16 protein-coding genes are annotated in these 17103 nt (G+C 70.3%); 6 read left to right on the plus strand and 10 right to left on the minus strand.

Going from position 1 to position 17103, the window contains the following annotated elements; all coding sequences use genetic code 11:
* Window position 1: 1 nt before the first annotated feature.
* Together F1C12_RS08800 and F1C12_RS08805 are read left to right on the plus strand one after the other, a co-directional pair.
* The gene (locus F1C12_RS08800; RefSeq protein ID WP_185278381.1) at window positions 2–769 is read left to right on the plus strand and encodes a sirohydrochlorin chelatase; all 768 of its coding nucleotides are present in this window, start codon (window positions 2–4) and stop codon (window positions 767–769) included.
* A gap of 323 nt (window positions 770–1092) precedes the next feature.
* Window positions 1093–1656, plus strand: a complete 564-nt coding sequence (locus F1C12_RS08805; protein WP_185278382.1) for a hypothetical protein — start codon at window positions 1093–1095, stop codon at window positions 1654–1656.
* Window positions 1657–1826: 170 nt separating this feature from the next.
* Here F1C12_RS08805 and F1C12_RS08810 read toward each other — a convergent pair whose 3' ends face one another.
* Genes F1C12_RS08810 through F1C12_RS08825 form a run of 4 tightly spaced genes read right to left on the minus strand, consistent with a single transcriptional unit; the run spans window position 1827 to window position 7081 of the window.
* Complete coding sequence (locus tag F1C12_RS08810; protein ID WP_185278858.1) at window positions 1827–3161, minus strand: ABC transporter substrate-binding protein; 1335 nt, start codon at window positions 3159–3161, stop codon at window positions 1827–1829.
* A 32-nt stretch (window positions 3162–3193) separates the two neighbouring features.
* Window positions 3194–4105, minus strand: a complete 912-nt coding sequence (locus tag F1C12_RS08815) for a carbohydrate ABC transporter permease (protein ID WP_219732694.1) — start codon at window positions 4103–4105, stop codon at window positions 3194–3196.
* On the minus strand, window positions 4102–5031 hold the full coding sequence (locus F1C12_RS08820) for a carbohydrate ABC transporter permease (RefSeq protein ID WP_258046191.1): 930 nt from the start codon (window positions 5029–5031) through the stop codon (window positions 4102–4104). The genes F1C12_RS08815 and F1C12_RS08820 overlap by 4 nt, the downstream gene beginning before the upstream one ends.
* Window positions 5032–5044: 13 nt before the next feature.
* Complete coding sequence (locus F1C12_RS08825; RefSeq protein WP_185278383.1) at window positions 5045–7081, minus strand: beta-galactosidase; 2037 nt, start codon at window positions 7079–7081, stop codon at window positions 5045–5047.
* A gap of 123 nt (window positions 7082–7204) precedes the next feature.
* Between F1C12_RS08825 and F1C12_RS08830 the strand changes: the two genes are divergently transcribed.
* Window positions 7205–8227 (plus strand): LacI family DNA-binding transcriptional regulator, encoded by a 1023-nt coding sequence (locus F1C12_RS08830; RefSeq protein WP_185278384.1) that lies wholly within the window; start codon window positions 7205–7207, stop codon window positions 8225–8227.
* Window positions 8228–8252: 25 nt separating this feature from the next.
* Here the strand turns inward: F1C12_RS08830 and F1C12_RS08835 are convergent, their stop codons facing one another.
* Both F1C12_RS08835 and F1C12_RS08840 read right to left on the minus strand, forming a co-directional pair.
* The gene (locus F1C12_RS08835) at window positions 8253–8510 is read right to left on the minus strand and encodes a hypothetical protein (RefSeq protein ID WP_185278385.1); all 258 of its coding nucleotides are present in this window, start codon (window positions 8508–8510) and stop codon (window positions 8253–8255) included.
* Window positions 8511–8537: 27 nt separating this feature from the next.
* On the minus strand, window positions 8538–9398 hold the full coding sequence (locus F1C12_RS08840) for a helix-turn-helix domain-containing protein (RefSeq protein ID WP_185278386.1): 861 nt from the start codon (window positions 9396–9398) through the stop codon (window positions 8538–8540).
* 39 nt (window positions 9399–9437) lie between these two features.
* On the opposite strand from F1C12_RS08840, the gene F1C12_RS08845 reads away from it, so the two are divergent.
* Both F1C12_RS08845 and F1C12_RS08850 read left to right on the plus strand, forming a co-directional pair.
* Entirely contained in the window at window positions 9438–10391 is a 954-nt protein-coding gene (locus F1C12_RS08845) for a phytanoyl-CoA dioxygenase family protein (protein ID WP_185278387.1), read from the plus strand.
* An 83-nt stretch (window positions 10392–10474) separates the two neighbouring features.
* Window positions 10475–11461 carry an NADP-dependent oxidoreductase gene (locus tag F1C12_RS08850; protein WP_258046192.1) on the plus strand — a complete coding sequence of 329 codons (987 nt, stop codon included), beginning with the start codon at window positions 10475–10477 and terminating at the stop codon, window positions 11459–11461.
* Between the two features lie 21 nt (window positions 11462–11482).
* On the opposite strand, the gene F1C12_RS08855 is transcribed toward F1C12_RS08850, so the two are convergent.
* The gene (locus F1C12_RS08855; RefSeq protein ID WP_185278388.1) at window positions 11483–11689 is read right to left on the minus strand and encodes a hypothetical protein; all 207 of its coding nucleotides are present in this window, start codon (window positions 11687–11689) and stop codon (window positions 11483–11485) included.
* Window positions 11686–13320 (minus strand): DHA2 family efflux MFS transporter permease subunit, encoded by a 1635-nt coding sequence (locus F1C12_RS08860; protein WP_185278389.1) that lies wholly within the window; start codon window positions 13318–13320, stop codon window positions 11686–11688. Before F1C12_RS08860 ends, F1C12_RS08855 begins: the two co-directional genes overlap by 4 nt.
* A 107-nt stretch (window positions 13321–13427) precedes the next feature.
* On the opposite strand from F1C12_RS08860, the gene F1C12_RS08865 reads away from it, so the two are divergent.
* Entirely contained in the window at window positions 13428–13757 is a 330-nt protein-coding gene (locus F1C12_RS08865; protein ID WP_185278390.1) for a hypothetical protein, read from the plus strand.
* Window positions 13758–13785: 28 nt separating this feature from the next.
* Here the strand turns inward: F1C12_RS08865 and F1C12_RS08870 are convergent, their stop codons facing one another.
* Both F1C12_RS08870 and F1C12_RS08875 read right to left on the minus strand, forming a co-directional pair.
* Entirely contained in the window at window positions 13786–16053 is a 2268-nt protein-coding gene (locus tag F1C12_RS08870; protein WP_185278391.1) for an exo-beta-d-1,3/1,6-glucosidase, read from the minus strand.
* Window positions 16050–17102 (minus strand): ABC transporter permease, encoded by a 1053-nt coding sequence (locus F1C12_RS08875; protein WP_185278392.1) that lies wholly within the window; start codon window positions 17100–17102, stop codon window positions 16050–16052. Before F1C12_RS08875 ends, F1C12_RS08870 begins: the two co-directional genes overlap by 4 nt.
* Window position 17103 lies beyond the last annotated feature (1 nt).

A 17103-nucleotide genomic window follows, 5' to 3' on the forward strand; every position in this document is an offset into this window, starting at 1 on the left:
CATGATCGCCATTCTCACCGTGTCGCACGGCACCTCCGACTCGCTGGGCCAGCGGGCGGTCTCGCGCTTCGCCGAGGCGGTCCACGACGCCGTCGACGCGGAGGTCGCCGCCCATGCGTTCGTCGACGTCCAGCAGCCCGACGTCCCCTCCGCACTGGCGGCCCTCCCGGCCGAAGCGACGGTCGTGATCGTGCCGCTCCTGCTGTCCCGCGGCTACCACCTCGGACACGACCTCCGGAAGGCCGCGGCGCCGTTCGGGGAGCGCGCCATCGTCGCCGGGGCGCTCGGCCCCGACCCACGGCTCGCGCAGATCCTGCGGCGCCGGCTCCAGGAGGCCGGACTCGGCAGGGACGACCGCATCGTGCTCGCTGCCGCAGGGTCGAGCGACCGCGCGGGCGTCGACGACGGGCTGGAAGCCGGCCTGCTCCTCGGCGTCGCGTGCCTGCGCCCGGTGACCGTCGGCTTCCTCAGCGCGGCGCAGCCGTCCCTCGACAGCGCGGTCGCCCGGGCTGCGGCCGACGGCCCGGGACGCGTCGTCGCCGCCAGCTACCTCCTCGCACCCGGATACTTTCACCGGCTCGCCCAGCGGTCGGCAGCAGACATCGTCACGGAGCCCCTGCTCCACCCCGACCGGATGACGGACTGGGAACTCGTCGCCATCGCCCGGAACCGCTACTTCTCCGCGCTTTCCGACGCCGGCGTCCCACTGTCGGACGTCGCAACGCCGCGGCGCCGTGCCAGCAGCACGATCGACGCGACCAAGCCGTAGGCGGACCCGGCCAGCAGCACCAGCGCAGAGACGGTGACTCCCGGCGCCGCGGCCGCAGGCGAGAGCGTCAGACTCGCGACGGCGACCAGAATGAGACACGAACTCAAACCCACGAAGAACACCAGGGCTCGTCGTCGCTCGGTTTCTCGATCGGACACTGCGCCTCATCTCGTCATCGCCTGTCGGGGGTGATCGCGAGGCAGGATACGCGGCACCCGGCGAGCCGAGACAGCACAGATTACGGACTGTGACCGCGGAGCGCGGAGATCGGTTTGTCGTCCCAGTGGTGGTCGTGCATCGCGGCGCGGTTGTAGCCTGAGCGCGTGGCCGATCTCAGCGGGAACGACCCGGTCATCGACCTGGAGGGCGTCTTCCGCCACGTCGTGGACGGCGGGTGCTTCGGGATCCTGACCGGCGAGGAGCACGGCGATCCGATGCCGATCGAGACCTCAGAGGTGTTCATGCGGCAGACGACGTCGCTGCTCGCGTTCACCGGGATCGCGTTCGGATGCTTCCGGCTCCGGATTCAGGCCTACGGTCGCGGCGAGCTCCCGCCGGGCCGGTCGGATGCGTGGGAGGTCGTCGGGGAAGCCGTGATCGAGGCCCCGACCGGAGAGCTGCTGCTGGACAACATCGAACCCGTCGACCCCGCCGAACGGCCGCCCAACCTGGCGGCCTCGGAGCGGGGGCGCTACGCGATCCGGCTCAGCGGCCGCAATCGCGGGCTGTACCCGGACCTCGTCGCGCCGTCCGATCCCGCCGAATGGGAGGAGTACCTGCTCCAGGTGGCGCCGACGGAGACGGCCGTCGGGCTCCGGCCGATCAAGAGCGACCGGCTCGGCGCACACGCGGGCCGGTGGATGACGGTCGAGCCGTACCGACGCTGAACCGGACGCGGTATCAGCCGGCCTCGACCGCCGTCACCTGCACGGTTCGAGGTCGCCGACCGGTCCGAGGCCGGCTCCCCAGTGCGGGAGGCGCGGCAACGCCGAACCGCGGGCGCCGAGGAGAACCTCGACGCCCGCGGCGCGCAGCCGGAATACGCGGCTGGGAGCGGCTATCCCTTCACGGGGATCGACTGGGCCTTCAGCGCGTCGATCGTCTTCTGCTGACCGGTCTTGAGCGCGTCGAGCAGCGTGCCGGAGCCGCCGAGCGCCGCGCCGAAGCCGTCGGACACGTCCGTGTAGGTCTGCGTCATGGTCGGACCCCAGGTGAAGTTCGGGTCGACCTGGCTGGAGGCCTGCTTGAACACGTCGTAGATCTTCTGGCCGCCGTAGAAGGCCTGGCCGGAGGTGAAGGCCGGCAGGTCGGCGCCGGACTTGGCCGCCGGGTACAGACCGCCGAGCTTGTTCTCCAGCGCGAGGGCCTCGGGGTCGGTGTTCAGCCACATCGCGAACTTGGCCGCCTCGTACGGGTGCTTGGAGCCCTTGAGGACCGCGGTGGAGGAACCGCCCCAGTCACCGGCCTTGCTGTCGCCCGCCGACCACTGCGGCATCGGGGCCACGGCCCACTTGCCCGCGGTGTTCGGAGCGCCGGTCTCCAGGGTCGAGGCACCCCAGACCGCGGACACCCACGTCCACTGCTGGCCGTCGTCGAACGACTTGTTCCAGTCGTCGGAGAACGAGGCGAGCTTCGAGACCTCGCCCGCGTCGATCAGCTTCTGCCAGTAGTTCGCGACCTGCGTCGACTTGTCGTCGGTCAGGTTGACGTTCCAGGTGCTGCCGTCGTTCTTGAACCACTGGCCGCCGGCCTGCCACACCATGCCCGCGAACCAGTTGACGTCGGTCTTCGGGAAGTTGGTGATGTAGGCGCCCTTGGCCTTGATCAGGGCCGCGTCCTTGGCGTACTCGTCCCAGGTGGTCGGCACCGGGATGCCCGCCGCCTGGAAGAGGTCCTTGCGGTAGAACAGGGCGATCGGGCCGGTGTCCTGCGGGATGGCGTACACGGCGTTGTTCTCGCCGAAGGTGACCTGCTTCCAGGTCCAGTCGACGAACTTGCTCTGGGCGCCGCTCACCGACTGGCAGGCGGCGATGTTCGTGAGGCCGTCCTGGACCCGGAAGTTCGGCAGCGCGTCGTACTCGACCTGGCCGAGGTCGGGCGCATTGCCCGCCTTGATCTGGTTGAAGAAGTTCTGGTAGGTGCCGGCGTTGCCCGAGGGACCGGTCTGGAACTTGACCTGGATGTTCGGGTTCTTGCTGTTCCAGAGGTCGACGACCTTGTCCATTCCGGGAACCCACGTGGTGAAGGTGAGGTTCACCTTGCCGGAGGAGGGCTTGCAGTCGCCCGACGCCGCGGTGCTCGTGCTGCTGGCGCCCTGCCCGGAGCAGGCCGTCAACGCCAGCGCGGCGGTGAGGCCGACGGCGGCGGCGACCATCCTGGTGCGTGCTTTCATCATGTGTCCTTTTGTGATTGTGAACGGTGTGGTTACTTGACGCTTCCCGCGGCCAGTCCGCCGGACCAGAACCTCTGCAGGCTCAGGAACGCGACGATGAGCGGGATGATCGACACGAAGGCTCCGACGATCACCAGTGATCGCAGTTCCGGGGCCTGGCCGATCGAGCTGTTCCAGGCGTAGAGGCCGAGCGTGACCGGGAACAGGGTCTGGTCCCGCAGCATGATCAGCGGCAGGAAGAAGTTGTTCCAGATCGCGACGAACTGGAACAGGAACATGGTCACCAGCGCGGGCGACATCAGCCGCACCGAGACGGTGAAGAAGGTGCGCACCTCGCCGGAGCCGTCGAGGCGGGCGGCTTCCAGCAGCTCGTCCGGCACGCTGGCGGAGGCGAAGATCCGCGCCAGGTACACCCCGAACGGGCTCACGATGCTGGGCAGGAACACCGACCAGTAGGTGTTGGTGAGCTGCACCTGGGAGAAGATCAGGAACAGCGGCAGCGCCAGCGCGGTGGCGGGCACCAGCACACCCGCCAGCACCACGTTGAACAGCACCTCGCGGCCGCGGAACCGGTACTTGGCCAGCGCGTAGCCGCACATCCCGGCGATCAGGGTGCCGAGGAACGCGCCGACCCCGGCATACAGGACGCTGTTGACCACCCAGTGCACGTAGACGCCCGAATCGTAGGTGAAGAGCGTGCCGATGTTGCCGATCAGCGTGGAGAACCCGTTCGGGGTGAACCACAGCGCGGCGGTGGTGGTGAACTCCCCGCGGGTCTTGGTGGAGGAGACCAGCAGCCACCAGATCGGGATCAGGAAGTAGAAGGTGAACACGGCCATGACGAGCATGGCGCCGATACGGGAGACCGGGTTCTCGCGGCCCGCCCCGCGGGGAGCGGCGTCGCTGCGCTTGATGCGGCGGGTCGCCTCGGTGATGGTGGTCATGCGAACGCCCTCCTGTTGGTCAGTCGCAGGAACACGAACGAGAGCACGAAGGTGAACAGCGCCAGCACGACCGACATCGCGGCCGCCAGGCTGTAGTTCGGGATCGACGCCGTCGTGTAGACCGCGAGGTTCGGCGTGTACGTGCTGTTGATCGCCGTGCTGAACGAGCGCAGGGTCTGCGGCTCGGCGAGCAGCTGGAGCGTGCCGATGATCGAGAAGACGGCGGTGAGGATGATCGCCGGCATCACCAGCGGGATCTTGATGCGGACGGCGACCTGCCAGTTGTTCGCGCCGTCCAGCTTCGCCGCCTCGTAGATCTCCTGCGGGATGGCCAGGAGCGACGAGTAGATGATCAGCATGTTGTAGCCGACGTAGACCCAGGTGACGATGTTCGCGATCGACCAGAGCACCAGGTCGGCGCCGAGGAAGTCCACGTTCTTGGTCAGGTCGCTGAACGGCGACAGCGACGGCGAGTAGAGGAAGCCCCACATGATCGCCGCGATCACGCCGGGGACGGCGTACGGGGCGAAGAACGCCAGCCGGAAGAACTTCTTGCCGCGCAGCAGCGGGGAGTCCAGCAGCAGCGCGAAGACCAGGGCCAGCAGCAGCATCACCGGCACCTGCACGACGCCGAAGATCAGGACCCGTCCGACGGAGCCCCAGAACGCCGTGTCCTGGAAGACCTGCACGTACTGGGTGAGGCCGCCGAAGACCTGGGTGGCCGGGCCGAAGGTGCCCTGCCGCTGCACGGTCAGCAGCGACTGGTAGATCGCGTATCCGATCGGGACCGCGTAGAAGAGCGCATACAGGATCCCGAACGGGGCCACGAAGATCAGCACGGCGCGCCACAGGCTCGCTGTGCGGCGCCGCGACCGTCCTGTCCGTGTGCTCGTGGTGGTCGCCGTCGGGGGTGACATCGTCGTCATCGGCTGTCCTTCCTCACTCTTCGCGTTTCGTCTTCACGACGCGGACGGCGCCGGGCGGGAGCTCCAGCCCGTCGACGGCCGCGCCGGTGAGCAGTTCGAGTCCCGCGGCCCGGGCAGGCCGGGTCTCGTCGCTGTGGTTGATGTAGAAGCGGTAGTCGGCGTCGGGCCCGCGTCGCAGCACCTGCTCGACTCCGTCCCCGTGGTCGGCCGGAACGTCGACGCCCGCCTCCTGCGCGGCGCGCGCGAGCAGGCCGCTGAGGTGGGGCCGGTCGAGCGCCGTGCCGACATACCAGGCCGAGCCGCCGCCGAAGGTGTTCCTGGTGACCGCGGGCGAGCCGGGGAGCGGTCCGTCCGCGTAGGTCGCGACGACATCGGCGGCGCCCGGCACGATGTGCTCGCTCCAGACGGTTCCGGTGGCCCCGTCGTCCAGGGTCACGCTGCCGCCGGCGGCGAGCGGGAAGAACTCGTCGACGTGGAGGCCGAGGAGGTTCGTGAAGGCGCCGGGGTAACCGCCGAGCCGCACGCGGTCGTCCTGGTCGACGATCCCGGAGAAGAAGGTGATGACGGCGGTTCCGCCGCCCGCGACGAAGTCCGTCACGGCCTTCACCTCGTCGTCGCGGACGAGATAGAGCGAGGGCGCCACCACCGTCCGGTACGCCGAGAGGTCGGCCCCGGGGCGCACGATGTCGACGGTGATGCCCGCCTCCCAGAGCGCGCGATAGGCGGCGTGCACCTGCTCCAGGTAGCGCAGCTCCTCCGAGGGGTGCGAGTCGAGGTCGGTGGCCCACCACGCCTCCCAGCTGAAGACCAGCGCGACATCGGCGACGACCCGGGTGCCGGCCAGCTCACGCACGGAGCCCAGCGCCCGGCTCAGCTCCAGGACCTCCTGCCATTTGCGGCTGTCCGTGCCGGCGTGCGGGAGCAGCGCGGAGTGGAACTTCTCCGTGCCCTGCGCAGAGGCCCGCCACTGGAAGAAGCAGACTCCGTCGGCGCCGCGCGCGACGTGGGCGAAGGTGTTCCGCATCAGCTCGCCTGGCACCTTCGTGATGTTGCGCGGCTGCCAGTTGACGGCGCCGGTCGCCTGCTCCATGAGCAGCCACGGATCTCCGCCCGCGAGACCGCGCGTCGCGTCGGCGGCGAAGGAGAGCTCCTGGTGCGGGTCCGGGAGGCGGTGGTCGAGGTAGTGGTCGTTGGCGATCACGTCCATGTACGGGGCCCACTGCCAGTAGTCCTGGTTGCGGATGTGCGCGGTCACCATGAAGTTCGTCGTCACCGGCACGGAGCTGAGCCGGCGGATGATCCGCTCCTCCATCCGGTAGCACTCGAGCACCTCGTCGGAACTGAACCGCGCGAAGTCGAGCGCCTGGGCCGGGTTCCCGGCGGAGAGCGTGTGCCGCGGCGGGAGGACTTCCTCCCAGGCTCCGTAGCGCTGGCTCCAGAAGGTGGTGCCCCACGCCGTGTTGAGCGCATCGACCGTCCCGTATTTGGCGCGGAGCCAGTCCCGGAAGGCCGAAGCGGAGACGTCGCAGTAGCAGTGCGCGTTGTGGCAGCCGAGCTCGTTGGAGACATGCCAGAGCTGGACGGCGGGGTGCGATCCGTACCGGGTGACGACCTCGGTCGCCAGGCGCTGAGCCGCAGCGCGGAAGACCGGCGAGCTGGGGCAGTACGCCTGTCGGCCGCCGGGCCACGCCCGCACGCCGTCCGCGTCGACCGGCAGGATCTCGGGGTGCTTCGTGCTGAGCCAGGGCGGCGGGGAGGCGGTTCCGGTGCCGAGGTTGATCCCGATGCCCGCCTCGTGCAGCAGCTCGATGATCGCGTCCAGGCCGGAGAAGTCGAAGACGTCTGGCCGGGGCTGGATCTGCGCCCAGCCGAACACGTTGATGGCGACGATGGTCACGCCTGCCTCGCGCATCAGGCGGATGTCCTCGGCCCAGACCGACGGGTCCCACTGCTCGGGGTTGTAGTCGCACCCGAACGCCAGCCGGCTCTCCGCGCGCCCCGACGCCGTCAGCGCCGCAAGGGCGGAGCCGATCGTGCTGCTCGACGACATCGTGACCTCCTCGTCAAATCTGTGAACGTTCCCAGACCATCCGGAACTGAACAAACCGAAACGGTCTGGGAACGTGCACAGACTATGCGCCGTCTCGTGCCGTTGTCAAGCTAAAGTGACGGTATGACCTCCGAGGCGGCCCGCCCGCGCGCAGCGACGATCCACGATGTCGCACGGGCCGCCGGGCTGTCGCGGGGCACGGTGTCGCGCGTCATCAACGGCGAGCCGTACGTCTCCCCCGAAGCGCGGGCCGCAGTCGAGTCTGCGATCGTGGAAGTCGGCTATGTGCCGAACACGGCAGCACGCAACCTGAAGACGCGCCGGTCCGGCGCCGTCGCCCTGATCGTCCACGAGCCGCACTCGCTGTTCCTCGAGGACCCGAACATCGGCACCATCCTCCTGGGCATCAACGCCGTGCTCTCCCAGGCCGACTACCAGCTCGTCACGCTCATCATCGACTCGACGCGCGACAGCGACCGCGTCGCCGAATACCTCCGCGGCGGCTTCGTGGACGGCGTGATCATCATCTCCGCGCGCGCCGGCGACCCGATCGGCCAGGCCGTCGCCGCGATCGGCATCCCGGCGGCGTTCGTCGGGCACCCACCGGGCATCGAAGGCATCGCCTACGTCGGCATCGACAACGTCGGCGCGGCGCGATCCATCAGCGAGCGCCTGGTCGCGACCGGCCGCCGGCGGGTCGGCATGATCGCCAGCGCGCTCGACCGCGACTCCGGTCGCGACCGGCTGGCGGGCTTCCGGGAGGCGCTCGGCGAGCTCTACGATCCCGAGCTGGTCGTCGAGTTCCCGCTGTACAGCCACGGCGCCGGCGTCGAGGGGATGCGGGAGCTGCTGGAGCGCGAGCCCGACATCGACGGCGTCTTCGCCGCCTCCGACGCGATCGCCGCCGGCGCACTGGACGCCCTGCGTGAGGCGGGCAAGAGCGTGCCGGGCGACATCGGCGTGGTCGGCTTCGACGACAGTGCGTGGGCCCTCCGCTGCCAGCCCGCGCTGTCGACCGTCCACCAGCCGGCGACCGAACTCGGCCGGGCCGCGGCGCAGCTCGTCCTCGACCAGATCGCTCGACTCGACACACCGGCCGACGGGACGATCCTCGGCACCACCGTCGTGTGGCGGCGCTCGGCGTGAGCCGGCCGCTGCCCCGTGCGGCGCGCTAGTCGCCCGGAGTCAGCTTCGCCCGCATGACCGACGTGGGTTCGTGCCACAGCGCGGCGTCCGCACGGACCACGACGAGAGCGCCGTCGACGATCCCGGTGCGGATGCGGATGCCGGCCTCCCGGGCGGATCGGCGGATCTGGGCCCGGACGGCCTCGATGTCGTCGGTGGGCGCGATCCGGTGCGACGCCTGCTCGTGCACGCGGGCGGACTCCAGCAGCCGGCTGGCGAGGCGTTCGGTATTGCTGACCATCATCTGACTCCGTGCGCCGAGGCGGCCTCCTCAGCCGCTCTCGACCCGTCCCCGACGATAGACCGCCGGACTGCAGCCTGTCACCTGGCGGAACTTGTCGTAGAACTGGCTGAGCGAGCCGTAGCCGACCTTCTCGGCGACGAGCGCGACGGGATCGGTCGTCGTCACCAGCAGCCGCTGCGCGTCGTGGATGCGGCAGGTGGTCAGATAGCTGCCGATGGAGACTCCGAGCACCCGCTTGAACAGCGTCATCGCGTACTGCGGATGCAGGTGGACGGCTGCCGCGACCTCGGCGACGCGCGGGTTGCGGTGCGCATTCTCCGCGGCGAACGCGGCCATCCGCGCCACCACCGCTGCGGCGCGATCGCCGTCGGCGCCCGCGCCGCCGTCCCGCTGGGCCTCCCCCGCGGAGACGGCGACGCGGCGCACGTGCACCTCGATGTCCTTGCGCGCCGTCTCGGCTGCGAAGCCGCCCTCCGCGAGCTCGTGCCGCCATCGATCCAGGGCTGCGGCGTCGAACGACCCGGCGCCGGGTTCCACGAGCGTGAGCCCGCCGCGGAGGAAGCGTTCGACGAAGCCGGCCGGCAGCTGCCAGCCGAGCAGCGTGCGAAGCGGAACGGTGAGCCAGGTGACCTCCGCGTCCCGCTCGAAGCCCACCAGCTGGTGCGGTTGCGACGCCCAGAACAGCAGGACGACGCCGGGCGGGACGACCACCCGCTCGCCGCGGATCACGTACTCCAGACTGCCGGTGGCCACGTTCAGCTCGACATCGTCGTGCGTGTGCGCGCGCTCCATCGACCCCGGCGCGCCCCGCCACACGGAGAAGCCGAACGACGACGGGTCTCCAGCGGCAGGGGACATCATTTTTCCGGACATCACGCTCTCGATCATAGGAAGAACTCTGCGATCATCCTCCCTACCGTCGGAGTCATGACAATCCAGACACCGATTCCCACCCGCCCGTACCACCTGACCGACGAGGAGATCGCCCGCTTCGACGAGGACGGCTACCTGATCCTCCGCAACCGCATCCCCGCTGAACTGCTGACGCGGCTGCAGGACGCAGCCGACCAGTGGATCGCGGACGGCGCGGCCCTCCCCGCGGACGACGGACGCGGCGCCGACTACACGTACGCCGAACGGCCGACCGGGCGTGTGATGTTCCGCGTCGACTACCTGCACAACAAGAACCAGGCGGCGTCGCTGGAACTCCTCGGCTCCCCGGCGGTGCTCGGCATCGCCGAGAGCCTGGCCGGGCCCGACTTCGTCCCCACCTACGAGTCTCTGGTGTTCAAGAAGGCCGGCGACGGCGCCGCGATCAACTGGCACCAGGACGCCGTGCATCCGCGCACGCGACGCATCTTCAACATCGACGTCTACCTGGACCCGTCGCGCGCGGGCGAAGGGGCGCTGCGCGTGGCGCCCGGCTCGCACAAGGCGCCCGTCGACGTCTGCCAGCTCGAGGAGGAGTACGGCTGGGACGCCCCGGGGGTGATCCAGGCCGAACTGGAGCCCGGCGACGTCCTCGTGCACGACGTGATGGTGGTCCACGGGTCGGAGGCTGTCGTCGGCAACCGCCTGCGGCGCACGATCTACTACGAGTTCCGCGCCGCAGGGCAGATCATCGACGAGGGCCCCTGGGACGCCGAGTGGATCGACCGGCGCCTGCGGCTCGTCCCCGTCGCACTGCGGGAGCACGAGCGGGCGAATCCGGGCGCCGACGGGTTCCAGTGGCACATCTCCGACAGCCTCCGCCCCGCCTCGAGCGGCGACGACGAGACCGAGCTGCGGATCGCCCACACCGTGCACAGCCCCGGCTCGTACTGCAGCGCCGGGAGCGTCCCGTTCGCGGCGGACGACGGCACGTCTTCGGCCAAGCTGTGAAGAAACGTAGATTGTATAGATTCTTACTTGGCTAGCGATATTCTCGGCAGTGCACGGACCGACCGCGGCGAAGGAGGGCGACGGTGAGCAGGCACGACGAGATGACGACCTTCGAGTACGACCGGAACGGCGAGGTCGAGGTCCTTCAGCAGCGCACCAGGCGGATGCCGTCACCCGGCCACGACGAGGTCCTCGTCGAGGTCGTGACGGCCGGCGTCAACCACATCGACGGTTTCATCCGCAGCGGACGGGAGGAGGCGTGGGCCGACGTGCCGTTCCCGCGCGGCTCCGGAAGCGACTTCGCCGGAATCGTCGTGGCCGGCGACGCCGACGGACGGTTCCGCCGGGGCGATGAGGTGATCGGCCACCTGCGCCAGGGTGCGCACGCGTCGCACGTCATCGCCCCCGTCGGCGCCCTCGTCCGCAAACCCCCGAGCGTGAGCTGGGAGACCGCAGGCGGCCTGTTCCTCGCCGGCGCGACCGCGCTCGACACCCTGGACGACCTCCGCGTCGGACCGGGCGACACGGTGGTGATCTCCGCCGCGGCCGGCGGAGTGGGCAGCATCGAGGCGCAGCTCGCGAAGCAACGGGGCGCCCGCGTCATCGGCACCTGCGGCGAGCGCAACTTCGACTACCTCCGGCAGGTCGGCATCCGGCCGGTGACATACGGCGCCGGGATCGAGGAGCGGATCCGCGAGCTGGCCCCCGACGGCGTCACCGTCCTGATCGACAACTTCGGGCAGGACGGCCGTGCCCTCGCCGAAGCGCTCGGCGTGCCCGCGTCGCGCTACCGGTCGAGCGCGGACCGCCGCGAGACCGAGCTGAGCCTGCTGCAGGACGACCCGGACTCCGTCGCGCACGCGACCGCTCTGCTGGCGCGACTGGCCCACCTGGCCGACGAGCACGCGTTCACCCTGCTCATCTCCGGGTACTACCCGTTGACCGAGCTCGCCTCGGCGTACGACGACCTCCAGAACCTGCACGCGCGCGGCAAGATCGTGCTGGGCACGCATCCGGTGACCACGTACCGGACGCTGAAGGCACGCGACGTGCAGGAGGCGCGCGACTGACGCCGGGGCGCCCCGGAGCGGCTACGACGCGGCGCTCAGCCGGGTGAAGAACTGCGCCAGCACCGAGCGCTCGCGGCGGCCGAGGTCGGCCGTGATGGCCTGGACCTCCTCGAGCGTCGGCGGGCGGTCCAACCGATCGAGCAGTTGCTCCAGCGCGAACGCGATGTCGTCGGCGGTGCTCTGCTGACGGGCTGTCGCCGGTCGCGGGGCCGCCTGCCCGGCGCTCATGTGGTCTGCTCCTCGCGGGCCGGATCGTCCCGCTCCTCCGGTTCGGCGGTCCTCGCCGCCCCGCCTCCCGACGCCCCGCCCAGCGACAGGGTCGCCAGGAGACCCACCACCAGGAATCCGGCGGCCGAGAACGCCGCGTACCGGGTGCCGTCGCTGAACGCGACCTTGGCGTCGGCGGCCACCGGCGCCGTGCGCGGGTTGGCCTCCAGCCGGGCGATGGCCGCGCCCGAGCTGTCGACCACCGCCGAGACGAGGGGATCGGCCTGCTGCGCGGGGACGCCGCGGTCGTCGAGCTTCGCGCCCAGGACCAGGCTGGTCGTGCCGAACAGGATGGTGCCGAGGATCGCGATGCCGAGCGCCGACCCGATCTGCCGGGCGGTGCTCTGCGTGCCGGAGCCCTGACCGCTCTGCTCCACCGGCACGTCCTTCAGGACGACCCCGGTCAGCTGCGCCGTCGCCAGCCCGACACCGAAGCCGTAGACGAACAAGAAGGGGATCAGCGCTCCCCACGGCGTCGCGTCCGAGATGACGAAGCCGAGGCCGGCGACCCCGACGATCTCGGCGGCGAGCCCGATGCGGACGATGACGACGGGCGCGATCCGGTTGCCGAAGGCTCCGGCGAAACCGCTGGCCAGGAAGGAGCCGATCGCGAGGGCGAGCAGGATGAGGCCGGTGTCGAGTGCGCTGTAGCCGAGGATGTTCTGCAGCCAGATCGGCAGCGCGAGGATGATGCCGAACTCGCCGAGCGAGACGATCATGGCGGCGATGTTGCCGTTGCGGAACGACGGGATGCGGAAGAGCCCGAGCGCCAGCATCGTGCTCTTCCCCGCCTTCATCCTGGCGCGGCCGCGGAGCACGAACCCGATCCCCGCGAGCACGGCGACGGCGAAGGCGATCGGCACGGGAGACAGCTGGAACGGCCAGGTCCAGTCGCCGATCCGCGGCGCCGTGTCGACGAACCACCACCCGTAGGTGCGGCCCTCGATCAGCGCGAACACCAGGCTCGCGCTCGCGACCACCGACAGCAGAGCACCGAGCCAGTCCACCCGCCCCGCGTGCGCGGTGTCGCGCGACTCCGCGACCGTGGCGAGCACGCCCACCACGATGATCACCCCGAGCGGTACGTTGATCCCGAACGCCCACCGCCAGGAGAACGCCGTCGTCAGCCAGCCGCCCAGCAGCGGTCCGAGGGCGGTCATCCCGCCGATGGTGGACCCCCAGACGGCGAACGCGATCGCCCGCTCGCGACCCCGGAACGTCGCGTTGATCAGCGAGAGCGTCGTGGGCAGGATCATCGCGCCGCCGACGCCCTGCACCAGCCGCGAGCCGATGAGGAACGCACCGGTCGGCGCCAGCGCCGCCGCCACGGAGGCGAGCGTGAAGACCGTGACGCCGATGAGGAGGATGCGCCTGCGCCCGAACCGGTCGGCGAGGGTGCCGAACACCAGCAGCAGGGAGGCGAAGACCAGCGTGTAGGACTCCTGGATCCATTGCACGCCGGTGGAGTCGACCTTCAGCTCCGTGACGATGGAGGGGATGGCGACGTTGACGATCGTGGAGTCCACGATGATGAGCGCCACGGCGACGCTGATGAACACCAGTCCGAGCCAGCGCGTGCGGGTTCCGGTCACGGCGAGTCCCTTTCCAGGCAGGTAATCAGCGTGCTTACTAAATGTAAGCTAGCACCGTCCCGCCGGGTCCGGAAGCGCCGGGGTCAGGCCTCGCTAGGGTGAGCACCGTGACCCCGGTGCTCATCCCGTTCGGAGCCTTCGCCGTGTTCTGCGTCATCGTGTTCTGGCTCATGCAGCGCAACATCCGGCGCTCGACGCGGATGCATGGCCTCATCACAGCCAAGCGATTCTCGCCCGCGCACGGCAGCTTCGCCGCGAACGGCGGCCGCGGCGAGCACGTCGTCGTCACCCCGGACAGCTGGGTACTCGACATCGACGACGGTCGCCATCACGGTCACGCGGTCGTGTCGCACGGGGTGTTCGACGAGGTCCGCGTCGGGGACGAGTACGACGGCGAGCCCGACGCCGGCCCGTCCAGCACGCCCGCGGGCGCCTGACGGCCGGCGCCGCGCCCGCGGGCGTATCTCAGCGGACCTCGAACCCCGCCCCCAGCAGCACCTCATCCCGCGACGACGGCCCCACGAGCAGTTCGAACCCGCCCGCCTCCACACGCCGCTCCCCCGCCGCGTCCACGATCGTGCACTCGGCCACCGGCAGCGTCAGGCGCACCCGCGCCGACTCCCCCGGCGCCAGGTCGACCTGGCGGTACGTCTTCAGCTCCTTGTCGGCCCAGCTCACGCTCGTGACCTGGTCGCGCACGTACACCTGCACGGTCTCGCGCACCGGGCGCGCACCCGTGTTCGTCACCGTCACCGACGCGTCGATGACGTCGCCGAGAGCGAGCGACGTGGCGGCGAGCGTCAGGTCCTCATACGTCACCGTCGTGTAGGACAGGCCCTCGCCGAACGCCCACGTGGGCGACTGGGTGAGGTCGGCGTACCGGTCGCCGTGCTGGCCGCGGATCTGGTTGTAGTAGGTCGGCTGCTGGCCGACGTGACGGGCGAAGGAGATCGGGAGGCGGCCGGACGGCTCCACTTCGCCCGCGATGATCTCCGCCAGAGCCTGGCCGCCCTTCATGCCGGGATTCGCGGCCCACAGCACGGCCGCGGCACGCGCGACCGACGGCGGCAGCACGAGCGGCTTGGAGGCCAGGAGCACCACCACCACCGGCTTCCCGGTCGCGATCACCGCGTCCAGCAGCGCGATCTGGCCGCCGATCAGTTCCAGGGTCGCGGTGGAGCGGCCCTCGCCGACGAGTTCGATGCGGTCGCCGACGACGGCGACCACCACATCGGACGCCTCTGCCGCGGCGACGGCCTCCGCGATCAAGCGCTCGTCCGGCACGCACGGCACGACCACGGGAGGCCGTGGCTGGCCGTCCGGGAAGGTCGAGCCGCGCGGGTCGTCCTCCAGCGTGAGGATGTCGGCGCCGCGGGCATGCGTGACGGTCCAGCCGCCGATGGCGCTCAGGCCGTCGAGGACCGTCGTGATCATCTCGCGGGGCTGGCCGTCCAGCCAGCCGGCCTGGCCGGAGCCGCCGGCCCAGTCGCCGAGCTGGGTCTGCGCGTCGTCGGCGAGCGGGCCGACGAGCGCGACGCGGAGGGGCGAGGACGCGGCCAGCGGCAGCGTGCCGTCGTTCTCCAGCAGCACGATCGAGCGGCGCGCGATCTCGAGGTTGAGCTCGGCATGCTCCGCGCTGCCGACCACCAGGTCCAGGTCGGGCGACGGGAGGCGTGGGTCCTCGAACAGGCCGAGGTCGAACTTCAGCGTCAGGATGCGGGCGACCGCGGCGTCGAAGGCGTCCTCCGCGAGCATCCCGCGCGCGACCGCCTCCAGAGCGCCCTCGAAGAAGTGCGGGGTCGTCATCACCATGTCGTTGCCGGCCTTCACGGCGGCCGCGGCGGCGTGCGCGTAGTCCGGCTGGATCTTCTGCTCCCAGACCATGCGGCCGACATTGTCCCAGTCGGTGATGAGCGTGCCGGTGTAGCCCCACTCGCCGCGCAGCACCTCGCTGAGCAGCCAGTCGTTGACCGTGATCGGCACGCCGTCGGTGCTCTGGTAGCCGAGCATGAACGTGCGGCAGCCCTCGCGGGCGACCCGCTCGAACGGCGGCAGGAACCAGCTGCGCAGCTTGCGCCGCGAGATGTCGGCCTCGCTCGCGTCGCGGCCGCCCTGCGTCTCCGAGTAGCCGGCGAAGTGCTTGGCGGTGGCGAGGATCGCGGTCGGGTCGTCCAGCCCGCTGCCCTGGTAGCCGCGGACCATGGCGCTGGCGAGCTCGCCGATGAGGAACGGGTCCTCGCCGAAGGTCTCGCTGATCCGGCCCCAGCGGAGGTCGCGGGCGATGCACAGCACGGGCGAGAAGGTCCAGTGCACACCGGTGACGGCGACCTCCTCCGCGCTGGCGCGGGCGACGCGCTCGATCAGCTCGGCGTCCCACGACGCGGCCATACCGAGCTGGGTCGGGTAGATCGTGGCGCCGGGCCAGAACGAGTGGCCGTGGATGCAGTCCTCGCCGACCAGCAGCGGGATCCGAAGCCGGGTCTGCGCGGTGAGCCGGTTGGCCTCCAGGATGCGCTCCGGGGAGGTGTGCAGGATGGAGCCGACGTGGCGGCGCAGGACGTGGTCCGCCAGGTCGTCGCGCGCGTCGAGCTGGAGCATCTGCCCGACCTTCTCCTCCACCGTCATGCGGCCGAGGAGGTCGCCGACGCGCTCGGCGGTCGTCAGCGACGGGTCCTGGTACGGAAGGGTCTCCTCTGCTGGTTCGGTGGTCGTGGACGGGAGGAGCGAGGTCATACAGTGTTGCTTTCCGGGGAGGCTGCAGCCGAGGCGGCCGGGGTCGAGGCTGTCGTGGTCGAGGTGGTGCGCACCTGGGTGACGGCGGCGTTGAGGTTCATGCCCTTGCGCTTCATCGCACGGGCCCGCTCGCCCGCCGAGCGCAGGCGCGGGTTCACGTACTCGTCGATGCCGAAGTTGATCAGGGCGAGGGAGACGCCGAGCAGCGCGATGCAGAGGCCGGCCGGGACATACCACCACCAGTAGTCCGGGAACGCGTTGTTCTGCTGCGCCCAGAACAGGATGGTCCCCCAGTTCAGGTTGGACACCGGGATGACACCGATGAACGCGAGCGTGGTCAGACCGAGCACGGCGGCGGTCATGGTGCCGACGAAGCTGGAGGCGATGATCGCCAGCAGGTTCGGCAGCATCTCCACCAGGATCACGCGGTGCAGCGGCTCGCCGTTCGCCCGCGCGGCCTGGATGAAGTCGCGGTTGCGCAGCGACATGGTCTGCGCGCGCAGCACGCGCGCGCCCCACGCCCATCCGGTCAGCCCGAGCACGGCCGCGATGAGCGCCAGCGGCGGGTCCTGGAACTGCGACGCGACGATGATCATCAGCGGCAGGCCCGGGATGACGAGGAACACGTTCGACAGCGCCGACAGCGACTCGCTCTTCCAGCCGCGCAGGTAGCCGGCGGTCACGCCGACGACGATCGCGACGACCGTGGCCATGATCGTCGCCAGGAAGCCGACGACGAGCACGCCGCGCGTGCCGTAGACGAGCTGGCTGAAGACGTCCTGGCCGATGTGGGTCGTGCCGAGCAGGTGCGCGAACGACGGCGGCTGCAGGGTCTCCTTCAGGTTCTGCGCCTCCGGGTCGTACGGCGCGATCAGCGGGGCGAAGATCGCGACCAGCACGAACACGCCCAGGATGATCAGGCCGGTGGCCGACTTCGGGTTGCTGAACATGGCCAGGGAGGCCTTGAGCTGCGACCAGAAGGTGGTCTTCTTCGGCGCGAGCGGCTCCGGCGTCTGAGCCTGGACGAATGCAGTCTGCGGCAGGGTCATG

Source organism: Leifsonia shinshuensis (assembly GCF_014217625.1).
Taxonomy (GTDB): Bacteria; Actinomycetota; Actinomycetes; order Actinomycetales; family Microbacteriaceae; genus Leifsonia; species Leifsonia shinshuensis_A.

Excerpts from the sequence above, each read along its gene's own strand:
- F1C12_RS08800 (WP_185278381.1), top strand. The coding sequence starts at position 2 with ATGATCGCCATTCTCACCGTGTCGCACGGCACCTCCGACTCGCTGGGC.
- F1C12_RS08810 (WP_185278858.1), bottom strand. The coding sequence starts at position 3,161 with ATGAAAGCACGCACCAGGATGGTCGCCGCCGCCGTCGGCCTCACCGCC.
- F1C12_RS08815 (WP_219732694.1), bottom strand. The coding sequence starts at position 4,105 with ATGACCACCATCACCGAGGCGACCCGCCGCATCAAGCGCAGCGACGCC.
- F1C12_RS08820 (WP_258046191.1), bottom strand. The coding sequence starts at position 5,031 with ATGACGACGATGTCACCCCCGACGGCGACCACCACGAGCACACGGACA.
- F1C12_RS08825 (WP_185278383.1), bottom strand. The coding sequence starts at position 7,081 with ATGTCGTCGAGCAGCACGATCGGCTCCGCCCTTGCGGCGCTGACGGCG.
- F1C12_RS08830 (WP_185278384.1), top strand. The coding sequence starts at position 7,205 with ATGACCTCCGAGGCGGCCCGCCCGCGCGCAGCGACGATCCACGATGTC.
- F1C12_RS08835 (WP_185278385.1), bottom strand. The coding sequence starts at position 8,510 with ATGATGGTCAGCAATACCGAACGCCTCGCCAGCCGGCTGCTGGAGTCC.
- F1C12_RS08840 (WP_185278386.1), bottom strand. The coding sequence starts at position 9,398 with ATGATCGAGAGCGTGATGTCCGGAAAAATGATGTCCCCTGCCGCTGGA.
- F1C12_RS08845 (WP_185278387.1), top strand. The coding sequence starts at position 9,438 with ATGACAATCCAGACACCGATTCCCACCCGCCCGTACCACCTGACCGAC.
- F1C12_RS08855 (WP_185278388.1), bottom strand. The coding sequence starts at position 11,689 with ATGAGCGCCGGGCAGGCGGCCCCGCGACCGGCGACAGCCCGTCAGCAG.
- F1C12_RS08870 (WP_185278391.1), bottom strand. The coding sequence starts at position 16,053 with ATGACCTCGCTCCTCCCGTCCACGACCACCGAACCAGCAGAGGAGACC.
- F1C12_RS08875 (WP_185278392.1), bottom strand. The coding sequence starts at position 17,102 with ATGACCCTGCCGCAGACTGCATTCGTCCAGGCTCAGACGCCGGAGCCG.